Annotated in this window: 16 protein-coding genes and 1 pseudogene; 8 read left to right on the top strand and 9 right to left on the bottom strand. The window is 44.5% G+C overall.

Features of this window, described 5'->3' with window-relative positions:
• Positions 1–7 precede the first annotated feature (7 nt).
• From ACZ424_RS06130 to ACZ424_RS06120, 3 genes and pseudogenes are all read right to left on the bottom strand, one after another.
• The gene (locus ACZ424_RS06130; RefSeq protein ID WP_464904099.1) at positions 8–1255 is read right to left on the bottom strand and encodes a DEAD/DEAH box helicase; all 1248 of its coding nucleotides are present in this window, start codon (positions 1253–1255) and stop codon (positions 8–10) included.
• Between the two features lie 106 nt (positions 1256–1361).
• Positions 1362–1568: a cold-shock protein gene (locus tag ACZ424_RS06125; protein WP_464904098.1), complete on the bottom strand. Its 207-nt coding sequence runs from the start codon at positions 1566–1568 to the stop codon at positions 1362–1364.
• 117 nt (positions 1569–1685) lie between these two features.
• A pseudogene (locus ACZ424_RS06120) lies at positions 1686–2177 on the bottom strand (hypothetical protein).
• Between the two features lie 138 nt (positions 2178–2315).
• On the opposite strand from ACZ424_RS06120, the gene gatC reads away from it, so the two are divergent.
• The 3 genes from gatC to ACZ424_RS06105 are packed head-to-tail and all read left to right on the top strand — an operon-like array spanning position 2316 to position 5010.
• Positions 2316–2606: an Asp-tRNA(Asn)/Glu-tRNA(Gln) amidotransferase subunit GatC gene (gene gatC / locus ACZ424_RS06115; RefSeq protein ID WP_464904097.1), complete on the top strand. Its 291-nt coding sequence runs from the start codon at positions 2316–2318 to the stop codon at positions 2604–2606.
• A gap of 9 nt (positions 2607–2615) precedes the next feature.
• The gene (gatA, locus tag ACZ424_RS06110) at positions 2616–4079 is read left to right on the top strand and encodes an Asp-tRNA(Asn)/Glu-tRNA(Gln) amidotransferase subunit GatA (protein ID WP_464904096.1); all 1464 of its coding nucleotides are present in this window, start codon (positions 2616–2618) and stop codon (positions 4077–4079) included.
• Between the two features lie 16 nt (positions 4080–4095).
• Positions 4096–5010 (top strand): energy transducer TonB, encoded by a 915-nt coding sequence (locus ACZ424_RS06105; protein WP_464904095.1) that lies wholly within the window; start codon positions 4096–4098, stop codon positions 5008–5010.
• Here ACZ424_RS06105 and ACZ424_RS06100 read toward each other — a convergent pair whose 3' ends face one another.
• Positions 5011–5919, bottom strand: a complete 909-nt coding sequence (locus ACZ424_RS06100; protein ID WP_464904094.1) for a dihydroorotate dehydrogenase — start codon at positions 5917–5919, stop codon at positions 5011–5013. It lies immediately after the preceding gene.
• Positions 5916–7202, bottom strand: a complete 1287-nt coding sequence (gene rlmD, locus ACZ424_RS06095; RefSeq protein ID WP_464904093.1) for a 23S rRNA (uracil(1939)-C(5))-methyltransferase RlmD — start codon at positions 7200–7202, stop codon at positions 5916–5918. Before rlmD ends, ACZ424_RS06100 begins: the two co-directional genes overlap by 4 nt.
• 413 nt (positions 7203–7615) lie before the next feature.
• Between rlmD and ACZ424_RS06090 the strand changes: the two genes are divergently transcribed.
• Positions 7616–7879 carry a hypothetical protein gene (locus ACZ424_RS06090; protein ID WP_464904092.1) on the top strand — a complete coding sequence of 88 codons (264 nt, stop codon included), beginning with the start codon at positions 7616–7618 and terminating at the stop codon, positions 7877–7879.
• A 27-nt stretch (positions 7880–7906) separates the two neighbouring features.
• Here the strand turns inward: ACZ424_RS06090 and mqnC are convergent, their stop codons facing one another.
• On the bottom strand, positions 7907–8989 hold the full coding sequence (mqnC, locus tag ACZ424_RS06085; RefSeq protein WP_464904091.1) for a cyclic dehypoxanthinyl futalosine synthase: 1083 nt from the start codon (positions 8987–8989) through the stop codon (positions 7907–7909).
• Positions 8990–9047: 58 nt separating this feature from the next.
• On the opposite strand from mqnC, the gene ACZ424_RS06080 reads away from it, so the two are divergent.
• The 4 genes from ACZ424_RS06080 to rapZ are packed head-to-tail and all read left to right on the top strand — an operon-like array spanning position 9048 to position 12253.
• Positions 9048–9725, top strand: a complete 678-nt coding sequence (locus ACZ424_RS06080) for an ATP-binding protein (protein WP_464904090.1) — start codon at positions 9048–9050, stop codon at positions 9723–9725.
• The gene (locus ACZ424_RS06075) at positions 9700–10587 is read left to right on the top strand and encodes an NAD(+)/NADH kinase (protein WP_464904089.1); all 888 of its coding nucleotides are present in this window, start codon (positions 9700–9702) and stop codon (positions 10585–10587) included. The genes ACZ424_RS06080 and ACZ424_RS06075 overlap by 26 nt, the downstream gene beginning before the upstream one ends.
• The gene (locus tag ACZ424_RS06070; RefSeq protein ID WP_464904088.1) at positions 10578–11369 is read left to right on the top strand and encodes an NHL repeat-containing protein; all 792 of its coding nucleotides are present in this window, start codon (positions 10578–10580) and stop codon (positions 11367–11369) included. Before ACZ424_RS06075 ends, ACZ424_RS06070 begins: the two co-directional genes overlap by 10 nt.
• On the top strand, positions 11366–12253 hold the full coding sequence (rapZ, locus tag ACZ424_RS06065) for an RNase adapter RapZ (protein ID WP_464904087.1): 888 nt from the start codon (positions 11366–11368) through the stop codon (positions 12251–12253). Before ACZ424_RS06070 ends, rapZ begins: the two co-directional genes overlap by 4 nt.
• On the opposite strand, the gene ACZ424_RS06060 is transcribed toward rapZ, so the two are convergent.
• The 3 genes from ACZ424_RS06060 to ACZ424_RS06050 are packed head-to-tail and all read right to left on the bottom strand — an operon-like array spanning position 12225 to position 15078.
• Complete coding sequence (locus ACZ424_RS06060) at positions 12225–12845, bottom strand: alpha/beta fold hydrolase (protein ID WP_464904086.1); 621 nt, start codon at positions 12843–12845, stop codon at positions 12225–12227. The two genes, rapZ and ACZ424_RS06060, sit on opposite strands and share 29 nt — an antisense overlap.
• On the bottom strand, positions 12842–14143 hold the full coding sequence (locus ACZ424_RS06055) for a S41 family peptidase (protein WP_464904085.1): 1302 nt from the start codon (positions 14141–14143) through the stop codon (positions 12842–12844). The genes ACZ424_RS06060 and ACZ424_RS06055 overlap by 4 nt, the downstream gene beginning before the upstream one ends.
• Complete coding sequence (locus ACZ424_RS06050; protein ID WP_464904084.1) at positions 14140–15078, bottom strand: transketolase family protein; 939 nt, start codon at positions 15076–15078, stop codon at positions 14140–14142. The genes ACZ424_RS06055 and ACZ424_RS06050 overlap by 4 nt, the downstream gene beginning before the upstream one ends.
• Positions 15079–15089: the final 11 nt, after the last annotated feature.

Raw genomic sequence — 15089 nt, 5'->3', positions numbered from 1 at the left:
TCTATTCCTAAATGAGTTTTGAAAGTAAAACTGAAATTATCTCTTCTGCTGATCTCTCTGAAAGGAGTTCCTGAGCCAACCTCTTTACCTTTTCAGGAATCTTTGAAAAATCTTCCTTGAGTATCTTTTCTTTCAACTCTTTAAGGTCGTTTACTCTAAACTTCTCAGGCCTAATTCCTTTTAAGCCCTTTATCCTGTACATCCTTCTCTTTTCAGGCTCGGCAACAAGGCTAATAGCAACCCCTTCTCTTCCGGCTCTCCCTGTTCTTCCTATCCTGTGGACGTAGCTTTCAGGGTTTTCAGGAAGCTCGTAGTTTATAACGAGGCCAACGTCTTTAATGTCAAGACCTCTTGCAGCAACGTCTGTAGCGACTAAAACTTTTACTTTCCCTTCTCTAAATACCCTTAAGACATTTTCCCTCTGTCTCTGGGAGAGGTCTCCGTGGATAGCCCTTGCATTTATGCCTCTACGCTGGAGCTCTCTCTCAATCTCGGCAGCGTCCCTTTTCGTCTTAACGAAAACGATCGTTGCAGTCCCCTCATTTTCCCTCAGAATCTTCTCAAGGGCCTTCAGCTTATCTTCACTCTTTACAAGCAAAATCCTCTGCTTAACCTTTGGAGTAATTAGCTGTTTACTTACCTTGATGAACTTGTAACCAGGCTTCAAGTAGTTGTCTATCAGTTTCCTGATTTCGTAGGGCATCGTTGCAGAGAAGAGCATTGTCTGTTTCTCTCTTGGGGTTTTAGAGAGAATCTCTTCTATATCCTCAATGAAGCCCATGTCCAACATCTGGTCAGCCTCGTCTAAAACGGCGTAGCGAACTTTATCAAGCTTCAGTATTCCCCTGTTTATTAGGTCTTTTACCCTTCCGGGAGTTCCAACAACTATCTGGTTCCTTCCCCTTCTCAAAATGTTAGCCTGCCTCTCTATGGAAACTCCACCGTAGACGGGATAGGCAGAAACCCCTTTGTTCTTTCCTATAAGGGAAATTTCGTGGGCTACTTGAATTGCCAGTTCCCTCGTTGGAGTCAAAATTATTGCCTTTACTCCCCTCTCCCTGGGACTTATCCCTTCAACTATAGGAATACCGAAAGCTGCCGTTTTCCCTGTTCCTGTTTGTGCCTGTCCTACTATATCCTCTCCCTGAAGGGCAACGGGAATTGCCTCTTTTTGAATAGGAGTCGGAGACTCAAATCCCATCTCTTCTAAAGACTTCTGAACTCTCTCATCTAACTGATTGAAACTGAACTCCATACGCTTCTCCTCTTAAACAGTAGTTTTAAATAAAAATTGCCACGATTCCCGCCGCCGTTTCAGACGGAAACCGTGGCAACTATTCTAATTAATCTTTAGCTCTAAGTTAAAGTCTTTCTACATCTACAGCTTTAAGGCCTTTGTCACTCTCTGTTACGTTGAAAGATACCCTTTCACCCTCTTCAAGGGTTCTAAACCCTTCTCCACTTATTCCTGTGTAGTGGACGAAAACATCCTGTCCGTTGTCGGCTGTGATGAAGCCGTAACCCTTCTTTGAGTCAAACCACTTGACTGTTCCTGTGAGCTTTTCCATGTTCCTTACCTCTCTAAAAGTTTCTAAAATTAAAAAGCCCCAGAAGGCAGAAACGGCATGCCTTCTGGGGCTTTACTCAGTTTCCGTCGTGCTGCCTTCTGTATCTGCAAAGCTAATTTAACACTTTAAAAAACAAACGTCAATAGGTAGAGGAGAGGCTGTTTGAAAAATCCAGAGGAATAAGAAAAGAACCCAGAGATTGAACAGACAAAACTTAGCTAATACAAACAACTGAGCTATCTGAAAGCTCTTAGTCCTCTCATAACTACCAACTGCCTGTTTTATCTCCCCAAATATCCCTTCTATAAGTCCTCTGGAACGATAAATACCATCAGATTCAACAAGTTCCTTCGCCCTTAACCTTAAACCTACACTCTCAACAAGCTCAGTAAGTCTCTCACTGTCATAAGCTTTATCTGCGGGAAAGGAAATTAAGGAAGTCAATTAAAGGGTATTTCTTGGGTCTTCCCATTTTGGATTTGAAAGGATATAAATTAGAGCCTGTCCTCTCCGGTGCATGTAGCGTTTAGTGAGTTTAAGAACTTTTTTGAAGTTAAGATTCTTTACTCTCATACCGGAGAGGATAGGCTTTTTTCTTCGGTTTGGCAATTTTCAAACACCCTCCTATACGGAAGAGACTGAGCTCAATTCCAATGTTAAAATAATTTCCCACTCGTCAGACCCGTACATGAAACGGCTGATTGAGGAGATAGGGGAAATTACAAAGACCTACTTAAGGAGTAAGAGATGAAGCTGAGCAGGGAAGAGGTTCTCCACATAGCAAAGCTTGCAAGGATAGAGCTCCGGGAGAAAGAGGTTGAAAAGTTCAGGGAGCAGTTATCTGAAATACTTAACTTTGTTGAGAAGCTGAACGAGCTTGACACCGAAGGGATAGACCCGAAGTTCTCAGTTGTTCCTCCGGAAAACGTTTTAAGGGAAGACGTTCCGGGTTTGAGCCTTCCAAGGGAAAAGACCTTTATGAACGCTCCCGAAACTGACGGTCAGTTCTTCATAGTTCCGAAGGTAGTTAAAAAGTAGGAGGAAAAAATGGAACTGCTCAACAAGAGCCTGAAGGAGCTCCACACTCTCATAAAAAAGAAGGAACTCAAGCCGTCTGAACTGGTTGAGACCGTTTTAAAGAGAATAGAGGAGACTGAAGATAAGCTAAACGCCTACATAACGGTTGCAGAAGAAAAAGCAAGAAAGAAGGCAGAGATTGCAGACGAGGAACTTGCAAAACTCTCAGAGGATGAGGTTCCGGAGCTCTTCGGAATTCCCCTCTCAATTAAAGACAACATAAACGTTGAGAACGTCAGGATGACCTGTGCCTCGAAAATCCTTGAGAACTTCATCTCCCCTTACGATGCAACCGTTATAAAGAGGTTAAGGGAAAAAGGAGCGATATTCGTCGGGAAGAACAATCTTGACGAGTTTGCAATGGGTTCCTCAACAGAAACCTCTTACTTTGGCCCTACTAAGAACCCATGGGACTTGGAGAGAGTTCCCGGAGGCTCTTCTGGAGGTTCTGCAGCCGCAGTTTCAGCCCGCTCAGCACTTGCCTCTTTAGGCTCAGATACGGGAGGTTCAATCAGACAGCCTGCAGCCTTCTGCGGAGTTGTCGGTCTAAAGCCAACATACGGTAGGGTATCAAGGTACGGGCTGACTGCCTTTGCTTCCTCTTTAGACCAGATAGGCCCCATAACGAAGACCGTTGAGGATGCAGCCTACCTCATGAATGTTATCTCTGGTCAGGACTCAAAAGACGCAACCAGCGCAAAGATTCCAGTTCCAAACTTCCTTGAGGCTTTAAATGGAGAGGTGAAAGGACTAAAGGCAGGCCTTCCTAAAGAATATTTCGTTGAGGGAGTTGACCCGGAGGTAAAGGAGAAGGTCTTAAAAGTTGCAGAAATTCTTGAGAAGAACGGAGTTACGGTTGAGGAAGTTTCACTACCCAACACCAAATACGCTGTTGAGACTTACTACATCATAGCTCCGGCCGAGGCCTCTTCTAACCTCGGTAGATACGACGGAGTTAGGTATACATACAGGGCTAAAGACTACAAAGACCTGATTAATATGTACTGTAAAACTAGGGCTGAGGGCTTCGGAGACGAGGTTAAAAGGCGTATTATGATTGGAACTTACACGCTTAGTGCCGGTTACTATGACGCTTACTACTTAAAGGCTCAAAAGGTTAGAACTCTCATCTACCAAGGATTCCAGAAGGCCTTTGAGAAGGTTGATTTCCTCATAACTCCGGTTACTCCCGAAACGGCCTTTAAGATAGGTGAAAAGACGGACGACCCGATAAAGATGTACCTATCAGACATATTCACGATTGCCGTAAACCTTGCAGGGCTTCCGGCCGTTTCCATTCCTTGCGGCTTTGACAGTAAGAACCTTCCGGTAGGAGTTCAGTTTATAGGAAGGGCTTTTGACGAGGAGACAATTCTGAAAGTCGGAGATTTCGTTGAGCAGGAGTTAAAACTCAATACGGTGCCGGAGCTCTAAGCTCCGGCGTTTTTCAATGTTCCAGAGGAAATTATTCCCCGTTTCTCTCTTCCTATCTTTCCTCATAAATGCCTTAGCTTTCGGTTATCTGCTAAAGTTTAAACCGGTAAAACTTAAAAAACAGTCGGTTCTAAACCTATCATTTGAAGCGGAAAAACCGGAGATAGGTAAACAGAAGAGTGAAAAGGGAAAAGGGAACGGAAAGAGTAAAGGAAAAGTCCCGGGTCTTCAGGAAAAAAGGACTCTTAAAGTTTCAAGAGGTGGCAATGAGAAAGAAATAGTTAGAAAGAGCTCCCTAAATTTACCTGCGAAAAAGCTAAAGAAGAGACTTAGAAAAGAACAGTTTTACAGGAGAGAAAAGGCAAAAAAATCAAAATTAAGTGAGAAACCACAAGTAGTTAATCGGGCAGAACAAAAAATAAAAGAAGCATTTCCTCAACCTTTACAGGGCTCTGAGACTAAAAAAACTTTAGCTCCGATAAACTCTCAGCTGAGAAAGAGAAAAGAGGAAAGTCTCAAGGGATCAGCGGAAAACAGAGTTCAGAGAGTTCAGGAATCTGCGGGGAGCTCCGCCATCAAAAGCAATCCCAAACCGGTCGGTGGCTCTGAAAGAGCTAAAGAGGAAACCACTCAGAAAAAGCCATCAGGAAAAAGAAAGACAAGTAGAGAGAACTACTTGAAACTCCTATTGGCAGAGGTTGAGAAGAACAAGTTCTACCCCTTCATCGCAAGGAAAATGGGAATTGAGGGAAAGGTAAGGCTGAAGGTAGTTATCGGGAGAAGGGGAGAACTCCTCTCTGTAAAGGTCCTCTCTTCAGATTCATCGTTTCTTGAAAAAGCGGCAGTTAAAACCCTAAAAAAGTGTCTCTTTCCCCCTCCTCCCGGTGGAAAGTTTGAAACAGAATTAACCATCCGCTACAAGCTCAACTAACTACTCCCTCAAATCTCCAATCAACTCTGATATGTCAGAGTATCCCATCTCTTTCAAATACCCCTCTAACCCTTCAACTATCTCCTCTACAGCCTTTGGGTTAAAGAAGTTTGCGGTTCCAACCTGAACGGCGGAAGCCCCTGCAAGGAAGAACTCAACTGCGTCCTCCCAGTTTGAAATTCCCCCTATGCCAATAACAGGAATAGAGACGGCCTTAGAAACCTGATAGACCATCCTAACGGCAACCGGCTTTATTGCAGGTCCCGAGAGACCTCCAAACTTGTTCTTTATCCTCGGCTTTCTCTTCTTTATATCTATCGCCATTCCGAGGAGCGTATTGATTGCAGAGAGAGCATCTGCTCCGGCTGACTCAACGGCTTTTGCTATCTCAACGATGTCTGTAACGTTTGGAGAAAGCTTAACGATTACAGGTTTGTCTGTAGCTCCCTTAACGGCTTCCGTTAGCCTTGCAGCCTCAATAGGGTCAACTCCAAAGGCAAGTCCCCCTTTTTTAACGTTTGGGCAGGAAATGTTAAGCTCAATGGCATCTACTCCGTCAACACCCTTTAAAACCTTTGCAACCTCTACATACTCCTCAACTGTGGAGCCGTAGATGTTTGCAACGACTCTGCACTTATACTTTTTAAGCTCTGGAACTATCTTTTCAACGAAATACTCAACGCCGGGGTTCTGAAGTCCTATTGCGTTGAGCATTCCGCAGGGGGTTTCCCATATTCTGGGAGGCTCGTTTCCTTCTCTCGGCTTTATGGAAAGTCCCTTGACACAAACGGCTCCAACTTTGTTAAGATCTAAGTAGGGAGCGTATTCAAGACCAAAACCAAAAGTTCCCGAAGCCGTCCAAACCGGGTTTTCAAACTCAACTCCGAAAAGTTTAGTTTTCAGCATCATCTAACCTTCCTCAAGTAGGCTACCGTTTCAACGTGGTAAGTTTGGGGAAACATATCTATTACCTTTGCCTTTTCCATGTTTACTCCGTACCGGTGGAAAGTAGCAATGTCCCTTGCCAGGGTTGAAGGGTTGCAGGAAACGTAGACGATCTTCTTAACCCGTGAAAGAGTAGCTATCGTTTTAACTATCTTTTCGTTGAGACCACTCCTAGGTGGGTCAAGTATTACGAGGTCTGGATTGTGTTCCTTTAAAATCGGAAGTCCCTCCTCCGTTTCCCTGCAGTAGAAACTGACGTTCCTCAGACCGTTTATGTCCTTGTTGTAGAGGGCATCACTGACGGCAGAGAAGTTTGCCTCTATTCCAAAAGCCCTATGGACGTATCTACCAACGGGAATTGTTAGCGTTCCTACTCCGCAGTAGAGATCTCCTGCCAGTATGTACTGGTGTTCCATTGCAACTTTTGAAACCCTGTTTATCAAGTTTTCAAGCTGAAACCTGTTGACCTGAAAGAAAGAGTCTGCACTTACTCTAAACTTAAATTTCTCTGTAAATTCGTAAGAGAAGTCTTTACCAAAAAACCTTATCCTCTCCGGAAATCCGTTTAACTGTCTGTAGATACCGTAACCTATGAGGTTGACCTTTAAAACTTCTCTTAACTTTTCAACAGGGATCTCAAAGAGCTTAAACCTTCCTTGAAAGACGATTTTAAGGAGGACTTCGTCTTTTTTAGATGAGTAGACGTGAAACTCTAAAGGTTCCGACGGAAGGAGTGTAAGGAGTTCTTTAAGCTTTGGGAAGATTTCCGATATATCTTCTTTAAGTAGAGGGCACTTCTCTATGTCAACGACCTGGTGGGAGTTCTTGGCGAAAAATCCGACTTTTCCGTTTCTGACCTTAATTTGGGCACGGTTTCTGTATTGCCAAGGAGAGGGAGACGGTATTACTTCATCTATATTGGGTTTTTTTATCTTCCCTATCTTTTGAAGATTTTCCTCAAGGATTGCCCTTTTATACTCTACCTGCTTCTCGTACTTTACGTGCTGCCAGTCGCAGCCTCCACACCTGCCAAAGTAAGGACACAGAGGCTCTACTCTATCTCTGCTCCTTTCTAAGATTTTTACAACTTCAGCTTCGCTGTATCCGCTCTTTCTGCTCTTCTCCTCAACTAAAACGGTATCTCCCGGGGCCGTGAAAGGAACGAAAACTGCTCTGCCGTTAAGTCTTCCTAATCCTCTTCCGCCGTAAACTAACTTCTCAATTTTCAGTTTAAACCGCTTTCCCAAAGGCGAACCTCCTTCTTAAGCTCTTGAATTATACGAATTTGTTGCGATAATAGACTTGAGGTTATGAGGATTAAAACTAAGTTGGTTGTGTCCCTCACCGTTAAAGTTTCATAATTCTTCTCTTAACAGAGTTTGCCTACCACAAAATAGAAGATTTAAGAGTAAGTATAGGTTTGGAGAAACTGTTACTAAACTTGAGAAGGAATTTCCTAACGCTGATTCATTAGTTATTGCCGGGGATAGGAAAAAGGCGGCTCAGGAGATTGAAAGGGTTGCTCTAAAGGTTAGTAGTTATACAAACTCTGAGGCTAATAAGGTTTATTCACTTCTTCAATAAAAACAGTTCACGAGAACATCTCTTACTTTAACATCGGGGAACTTTCAGTTGTTATTAAAAGGTTCAATGAGACTCAATGGGATATTCTTTAAAAGGGATAAACGGTAGCCGTTTCAATACAGTGAAGGCTTACGCTCAGAAACTTAAAGGTGGAGAGTGCAGAATTACTGTGGAAGGGGAAACATCAAGGGACAAAAGGCTCTTTGAGAGGTTCTCTTTCTGTCCTGAAGAAGGGGTTGTTAAGAGGGGAGAACTCCTTACCTTCACGCAGGAGAAGAGGGTTCTCACAGTTAAAGTTCTATGGGTTAATGAGAAAAGTGACGGATTAATCGTTGGATGATTATGAGGTTCATAATGGAGCACTACGTTAAAGAGATACTGTGTCAAAACGTTTAATTTTGTTGTAGAGCGTATCTCTCTGAACGGGAGTGTAGCCGGCATCTCTTATGAGCCTTAAAATCTCTGAAAGGGGCATTCTGAACTTTACTCCTGCCGCTGCAACGACGTTCTCCTCTATCATTAGAGAGCCAAAGTCGTTTGCTCCAAACTTTAGGGCTACCTGAGCCATCTTACCGCCCTGCGTAACCCAAGAGGCCTGAACGTTTTGGAAGTTGTCAAGATATATCCTGGAGACGGCTAAAACCCTTAAATACCTCTCTCCGCTGGCCTTTTCCTTTACCTCTTTTCCAAGTTCTGTGTTGTCGGGCTGGTAGCTCCACGGGATAAAGGCCGTAAAGCCGCCGGTTTCATCCTGGAGCTCCCTCAAAACTTTCAGGTGCTCAACAATGTCTTCATCTGTGTCTAAACTGCCGAACATCATAGTTGCCGTTGTCCTTAAACCAAACCTGTGGGCAGTTCTGTGAACCTCCAACCACTCAGAAGTCCTTGCTTTGTTTGGAGCTATTCTTTCTCTAACCCTATCTACAAGTATTTCTGCTCCACCTCCGGGGATTGAGCCTAAACCTGCCTCTTTCAGCCGTTTTATCACCTCTTCAACAGAGAGGTTTGAAACCCTGGATATGTGGATGATTTCGGGGGCAGAGAAGCCGTGGACGTGAATCTGAGGAAACTCACCCTTTATGAAAGAAAGGAGCTCCTCGTAGTATTCAATTCCAAGGTCTGGGTGAAGCCCTCCCTGAATGAGGATGGCAGTTCCTCCCAGCTTTATGGTCTCCTCAATTTTTTTCCTTAAGGTTTCCTTGTCTATCACGTAAGCGTCGGGAGCTCCTTTATCCCTGTAAAAGGCACAGAACCTGCACTTGCAAACGCAGATATTTGTGTAGTTAATGTTCCTGTCTATAACGAAGGTTACTTCCCTTTCGGGGTGAATTCTGTTTCTGACGAAGTTTGCAAGTTGGCCTAAGGTCAGCAAGTCTTCTTCCTTTAGGATTCTCAGGGCTTCCTCTTCCGTTATTCTCTCTCTGGAAGTTACTTTCTCTTTTAACCCCATTTAGCTCCTCCGGACTATAATTAGTCTTAGCTAACGTTAGAAGTGTAGGGAGTTAAACTTGGAGTGTCAAATATGCCGGGGAACCGGCTGGATTATTGAGGAGAGCGGCGGCCGAAGGGTAGCAAAGAGGTGCCGCTGCCAGTTTAAGAGGCTCAGCAGGGTTTACTTGGAGAGCTCCGGCATACCAGCCCGCTACAGAAATTGCCGCTTTAAAAACTTTGAGCCGGAAACTCCATACCAACTGAAGGCTTTAAGAACCTGCATAGACTTCTTTTCCCGTTTTCCCTACGTTGACAGGGGAATTCTCCTCTACGGCCCTCCCGGCACGGGAAAGACCCACTTGGCTGCTGCAACTCTCAGAAACATCGTTGAATACAAGGGTTTAAAGGGAGTTTTCTGCGACTTTCGGGGACTCTTAATAGACCTTAAGAGCTCCTACGAAGGTAGAGCTTCAACTTCAGAGATACTTGACTCCGTAAGGAAAGTTCACCTTCTCGTTTTAGACGACGTAGGAGCCGAGAGGAATACGGATTGGGCAAAGGACATTTTGGCAGAGATAGTGAACTACAGATACACCCAGAGCTTACCGACGATAATCACTACAAACTTGCGTTTTGATGACATTTCAGGTGAAACGTTTGCCGAAAAGTTTGATGAGAGGACAGAGTCCCGCATCTACGATATGTGCCGGATAGTTAGGGTGGAGGGTCATGACAGGAGAAAGGTTGGCGTATAAACGGGTAGGAGTTGTTGCTAACCCTACAAAGCCTGAAAGTGCAGAGGGCTTTAAGAGAGTCGTTAAAAAGCTTATGGAGAAGGGGGTAAAGGTTTACACCGACGAGGAGTCGTGTAGGCTTGTGGGAAGTGACTGGTGCGGAAGTGAGATAAAAGTCCTTGACCGGCTACTCCTTCCCGATAAGGTTGACATCATTTTGGTTTTAGGTGGGGACGGAACCTTTCTAACAGTTGCAAAGCTCATAGATAAGAGACCTGTTCCTCTCCTTGGAATAAACTTTGGAACTTTGGGTTTCCTAACGGAGATTTCCATAGACGAGATTGACCAGTGTATAGATAGGCTTCTTAAAGGGGAGTTTGTAATTGAGAACAGGCCGGTTTTAAGGGTAAAGGTTGTCAGGAGGAACGGCCACGTTTCTATCTACAGGTGCGTTAATGAAGTTGCCATAAAGAGGGACACCCTTGCAAGAATTATAGAGATAGAGGTGAAGGCCGACGGAGATTACGTTACGACTTTCAGAGGAGACGGGGTTATAGTTGCAACTCCAACTGGTTCAACGGCATACTCACTCTCGGCTGGTGGGCCTATAATCTATCCGACCCTTAACGCAATGCTTTTAACTCCCGTCTGCCCACATACTTTAACCCTTAGGCCTTTGGTTTTAAACGGAGAGGTGTGTTTAACGGCAAGCCTTAAAACGGAGAGCGAAAACGTTATGGTTATCTTTGACGGTCAGGAGGGGATAGAGCTCCGCCTTGGCGACCTAATAGAGATAACTCGATCCCCCTACGACCTGTTAATTTTGAGGGATCCCAAAAAGTCTTACTACCAAACTTTAAGGGAGAAACTGAAATGGGGATAGTTGCAGGAGTTACGGCTTTCTTTGCCGCCGTTGTTTTCCTCTTCAACATTAATCAGGGGCTTAAAACACCTGAAAGTGCCCAGGTTTACAACGGTAAACTATACATTTCAAACATAGGGAACCTTCCTCCCGACAAGAAGGACGGAGACGGCTACATCTCTCTTGCCAACTTAAACGGGGAAATTGTCAAAGCTAAGTTTATTAAGGGCCTTAATGCTCCTAAGGGAATAACGTTCTGTAACGGAAAGCTCTTTGTTGCAGACATTGACAGTGTAGTTGTTGCAAACCCTGAAACAGGAGAGATCTTGAAGGTTATCCAGGTTCCCGGTGCTGAGTTCCTTAACGATACTGCCGCTTACGGTGGAAAGGTTTACGTTTCAGATACCCAGACTAACACTATTTACGAGGTAGATGCTAACAGTTATGCCGTTAAAGTGTTCCTTAAAAGCCCTCTCCTTCAAGGACCTAACGGAATAGACTTTACGCCTAACGGAAAGATGATTGTTGTCAGCTGGGGGGGAGGGAAAGTCCTTGAAGTTGATGGAGTTGTAAAGACTCTCGCTTCAGGGTTTGAGAACTTAGACGGAGTTGTCGTTACTGAAGATGGGACGATAATCTTCTCTGACTTTTCAGCCGGTAAGATATACGCTCTTAAGAACGGAAAGGTTTCACTTGTTGCGAAGAATCTCATCTCCCCTGCTGACATAGGTTACTATAAGGGAAAACTTTTTGTCCCCGAGTTTATGATGAACGACGTTAAGGTTCTGGAGATTAAAAGGTGAAGAGAGTTTTCATACTAACCGGTGAGGCTGGAGCTGGAAAGTCAAGTGCCGTAAAGCACCTTGAGGATTTGGGTTTTTACTGTATAGATAACGTTCCTCCTGCCCTTGTGCCGGAGCTCCTCTCCCTCGTTGAGAAAAACCCAGAAATAGAGAATGCTGCCTTAGTTGCCGACGTTAGAAACCCTGAATTTAAAGAATCTGCCGGAGAGCTCTTTAAACGGATAAAGGAGGAGTTCCCGTCTGTTGAGGTGTGGTATTTCACGGCCAACAAGGATACTTTGATAAACAGGTTTAAGGAGACAAGGCGTCCACACCCTTTTCAACGCTACTACACAGATGAAAGTTTAGAGAAGTTAATAGAGAGAGAAAAGGAGTTCTACGAAGGGCTTAAAGACTCTTTTGACAGGGTAATAGACACCAGCAACCTTACATACCACGACCTAAAAAGGCTCATAAAGGAGCTCCTTGAAACGGGAAAACCTAAGCTTCAGGTTAACTTCCTCTCATTCGGTTTTAAATACGGGATACCCCACAGTGCCGACAACGTCTTTGACGTCCGGTTTCTTCCCAACCCCCACTTCATTCCCCACCTAAAAGACAAAACCGGAATGGAGTCTGATGTTGAAGAGTTTGTTATGGGCTATGAGGAGTCAAGAAAAACCTTAAATACTATCCTTGAGTTTGTAAGGCTAACGCTTCCACTCTATGAGAAAGAAGGGAAGGCTTACATTACCTATGCCGTTGGGTGTACAGGGGGACAGCACAGGTCCGTTGTTTTCGCTGAAGCCCTTGCAAATAAGGTGGCTGAGGAGTTCCCTCAGTATGAGATATACGTTGAACATAGGGAGCAGAAGGTTAGGCGGAAAGTGAGTAAAGAACAGTGAAGTGGTCTTTCCCAGGGTAAACGGTCAACTGAACGTTCTTTAGGCTTTTAAAGACGGAGAGAGCTCCCTTTAATCCTGTAATCGTATCTTCCTGACCGACGAAGATCTCAACGGGAACGTCAATTGACTTAAGGTAGGGTGAAAGGTCAAACCTTGAATAGTTTTCAAGGAGCTCTCTAGCCACTTCGGGATTAAGCTTAGGAAGTGGAAACTTCTCTTTTGAGCAGAGACTTCTAAACTCAAGAACCGTTTTTTTAAAGTTCCTACTGAGCTTTTTTAAAAACCTCTCAACAACAACTTCAGGCTGTGAAATCCCTGAAAACCTTACCGTTGGAGCAATGAGAATCAGCTTCCCAATTTTCTCCGGGTAGAGAGCCCCAACCAGAACCGAAACCGTTGCTCCTAAAGACCAGCCAACTAAGGTAGAACTTTGGGGGAGAGCTTCTGCTATCTCTTTTGAGAGCTCTAATAGGTCTGTTGACTTAAACGGAAACTCCCCGTGGCCGGGGAGTTCCATGTGTGTCCCAGTTTCAAAGGGAGTTCTGTTCCAAACGGTTTTATCAAAGCTCCAGCCGTGGAGTGTAAATATCACGCCGCTTTCTTATTCTCCTCTTTCCCTTTTCTCATCTCCCTAAACAGGTGGAACTCTTTGATTACCTCAATGGCCCTTTTAAGCTGGTTATCTATTCTCTTCTCCTGCTTTTTCCTTATCTCTTCCGTCTTTTCAGGGTGCTTTTCCATCTCCTTAAACTCTTCCTTTAGGGTCTCTATGTCTTCCTTAGAGAGCTTAACCTCTACGTCCGGATTAATTCCCTTTCCATCTATACACTTATGGTTAGGCATGTAGTACTTGGCGGTAGTTATCTTAACGGCGTATCCCATGTCTAACGGGTAGAGGGTTTGAACTGACCCTTTCCCGAAGGTCTTCTCTCCTACAACAATAGCCCTGTCGTTGTAGCGGAGAGCTCCCGTCAGAATTTCGGCAGCACTTGCCGTTCCTCCGTTTACTAACATGACAACCGGAACGTCGGTTGGAACTATGGAGTCGTGGAGTGAGTAGTATTTTTTGATGCTTTCGGGGATTCTTCCTTTTGTGTAAACGATGAGCTTACCTTTTGGCAAGAAGAAGTCGCTAATTGCAACTGCAGAATCTAAAAGTCCACCGGGGTTGTTCCTTACATCAACAATAATTCCTTGTAGCTTTTTATCCTTCTCAAGGGACTCAAGGGCTTTCTTGAACTCACCAACAGAAGTCCTCTGGAACATTGTAAACCTTATGTAGCCTATGCCTCCCGGCAGAATTCTGTACTTAACGCTCTTAATTTTTATAACTGCCCTTGTTATCGTGAAGGGCTTCGGCTCAGACCAGCCCTTCCTCCATATCCAAATTGTTATCTTTGTTCCCGGTTTACCCCTCATCAGCTTAACAGCTTCAGAAAGGGTCATGTCGGGGGTTACCTCTTTTCCATCAATCTTTACAATAATGTCTCCCGGTTTTATACCTGCCCTGTAGGCGGGGGTGTCTTCAATTGGAGTTATTATTAAAAGCTTTCCGTCTTTCGTTTTAGTTATCTGAATTCCCAGTCCTCCAAACTCTCCACTTGTCTCTATCTGGAACTCTTTAAGCTGGTCGGGAGTAAACAGGGTGCAGTGTGGGTCTAACTTGTTAAACATTCCCTTAATTGCCCCTTCAAACAGAACTTTTGGGCTCTTCTCCTCTACGTATCTCTCCTTTACAAGCTGGTAGGCTTCCATAAAGAGCCTTATGTATTTCAGTTCACCTTCAGAGGAACTCTGTTTAACTGTGGCGGAGATGGAGCTCTTCCCAACAAGGAAGATGAATAGAAAAAGAGTTAGAAAAAAGATGGCTTTTTTAAACCCTGTTCTCATCTTTTCCTCGCAAGAACTTTTTTAACTTTTTCTTCTATTCCCTTTTCGTTTAATCCGAAGTAGTGGAGGAGCTCCCATCCTTTCCCGGAACGGCCGAAGACGTCTGGAGTTCCCAACCTCTCCATAGGAACGGGACAGTTCTCAACCAAGACTTCTGCCACGGCGGAACCCAATCCCCCTATGATAGAGTGCTCCTCTGCTGTTACAACGGCTCCTGTTTTTGAAGCAGATTTTACTACAAGGTCAACGTCTATCGGTTTAACAGTCGGCATGTGTATCACTTCTACAGATATTCCTTCCCTTTCTAAATTTTCGGCAGCCAAAAGGGCAAAAGAGGTCATAACGCCGTTTGCTATAACAGTTACGTCCTCTCCTTCAACCAAAACATGTCCCTTTCCTACCTCAAATTTGTAGCTCTCGTCAAATATCCTTGGGAACTTCTCCCTTGTTAACCTCACGTAGAAAGGTCCCTTTGTGTATGCAATCTTCCTTATGACCTGTCTTGTTTCTATATCGTCGGCCGGAACGATAACCCTCATGTTAGGGATGTTCCTCATGTTTGCAACGTCTTCCAGAGCCTGGTGGCTCGCTCCATCCTCTCCGACAGTTACCCCTCCGTGGGTGCACACGATTTTCACGTTTAAGTTTGGGTAACAGATAGTCTGTCTAACAGCCTCCCACGCTCTCCCGGTTCCAAATATTGCAAAGGTACTGACGAAGGGAATCTTTCCCGTTGTTGCAAGCCCTGCGGCTGCGTTCATCATATCAATTTCTGCTATTCCAAAGTTGAAAAACCTTTCAGGGAAAACTTTTGCAAACTTTGCAGTCTTCGTTGAGCCCGAAAGGTCTGCGTCTAAAACGACTATCCTTTCATCCTCTCTTCCAAGCTCAACCAAGGTCTCTCCGTAAGCGTCCCTGAGGCTTACTTTCTCCATAACAGTCCTCC

This window comes from Thermovibrio ruber, from assembly GCF_055380895.1.
This window is presented reverse-complemented; position numbering and strand designations above follow the sequence as displayed.

Bases quoted from the DNA above. Each gene is read 5' to 3' on its own strand.
- ACZ424_RS06125 (WP_464904098.1), bottom strand. From the start codon at position 1,568: ATGGAAAAGCTCACAGGAACAGTCAAGTGGTTTGACTCAAAGAAGGGT.
- ACZ424_RS06100 (WP_464904094.1), bottom strand. From the start codon at position 5,919: ATGATGCTGAAAACTAAACTTTTCGGAGTTGAGTTTGAAAACCCGGTT.
- gatA (WP_464904096.1), top strand. From the start codon at position 2,616: ATGGAACTGCTCAACAAGAGCCTGAAGGAGCTCCACACTCTCATAAAA.
- mqnC (WP_464904091.1), bottom strand. From the start codon at position 8,989: ATGGGGTTAAAAGAGAAAGTAACTTCCAGAGAGAGAATAACGGAAGAG.
- ACZ424_RS06075 (WP_464904089.1), top strand. From the start codon at position 9,700: ATGACAGGAGAAAGGTTGGCGTATAAACGGGTAGGAGTTGTTGCTAAC.
- gatC (WP_464904097.1), top strand. From the start codon at position 2,316: ATGAAGCTGAGCAGGGAAGAGGTTCTCCACATAGCAAAGCTTGCAAGG.
- ACZ424_RS06055 (WP_464904085.1), bottom strand. From the start codon at position 14,143: ATGAGAACAGGGTTTAAAAAAGCCATCTTTTTTCTAACTCTTTTTCTA.
- ACZ424_RS06130 (WP_464904099.1), bottom strand. From the start codon at position 1,255: ATGGAGTTCAGTTTCAATCAGTTAGATGAGAGAGTTCAGAAGTCTTTA.
- ACZ424_RS06070 (WP_464904088.1), top strand. From the start codon at position 10,578: ATGGGGATAGTTGCAGGAGTTACGGCTTTCTTTGCCGCCGTTGTTTTC.
- ACZ424_RS06105 (WP_464904095.1), top strand. From the start codon at position 4,096: ATGTTCCAGAGGAAATTATTCCCCGTTTCTCTCTTCCTATCTTTCCTC.
- ACZ424_RS06090 (WP_464904092.1), top strand. From the start codon at position 7,616: ATGGGATATTCTTTAAAAGGGATAAACGGTAGCCGTTTCAATACAGTG.
- ACZ424_RS06050 (WP_464904084.1), bottom strand. From the start codon at position 15,078: ATGGAGAAAGTAAGCCTCAGGGACGCTTACGGAGAGACCTTGGTTGAG.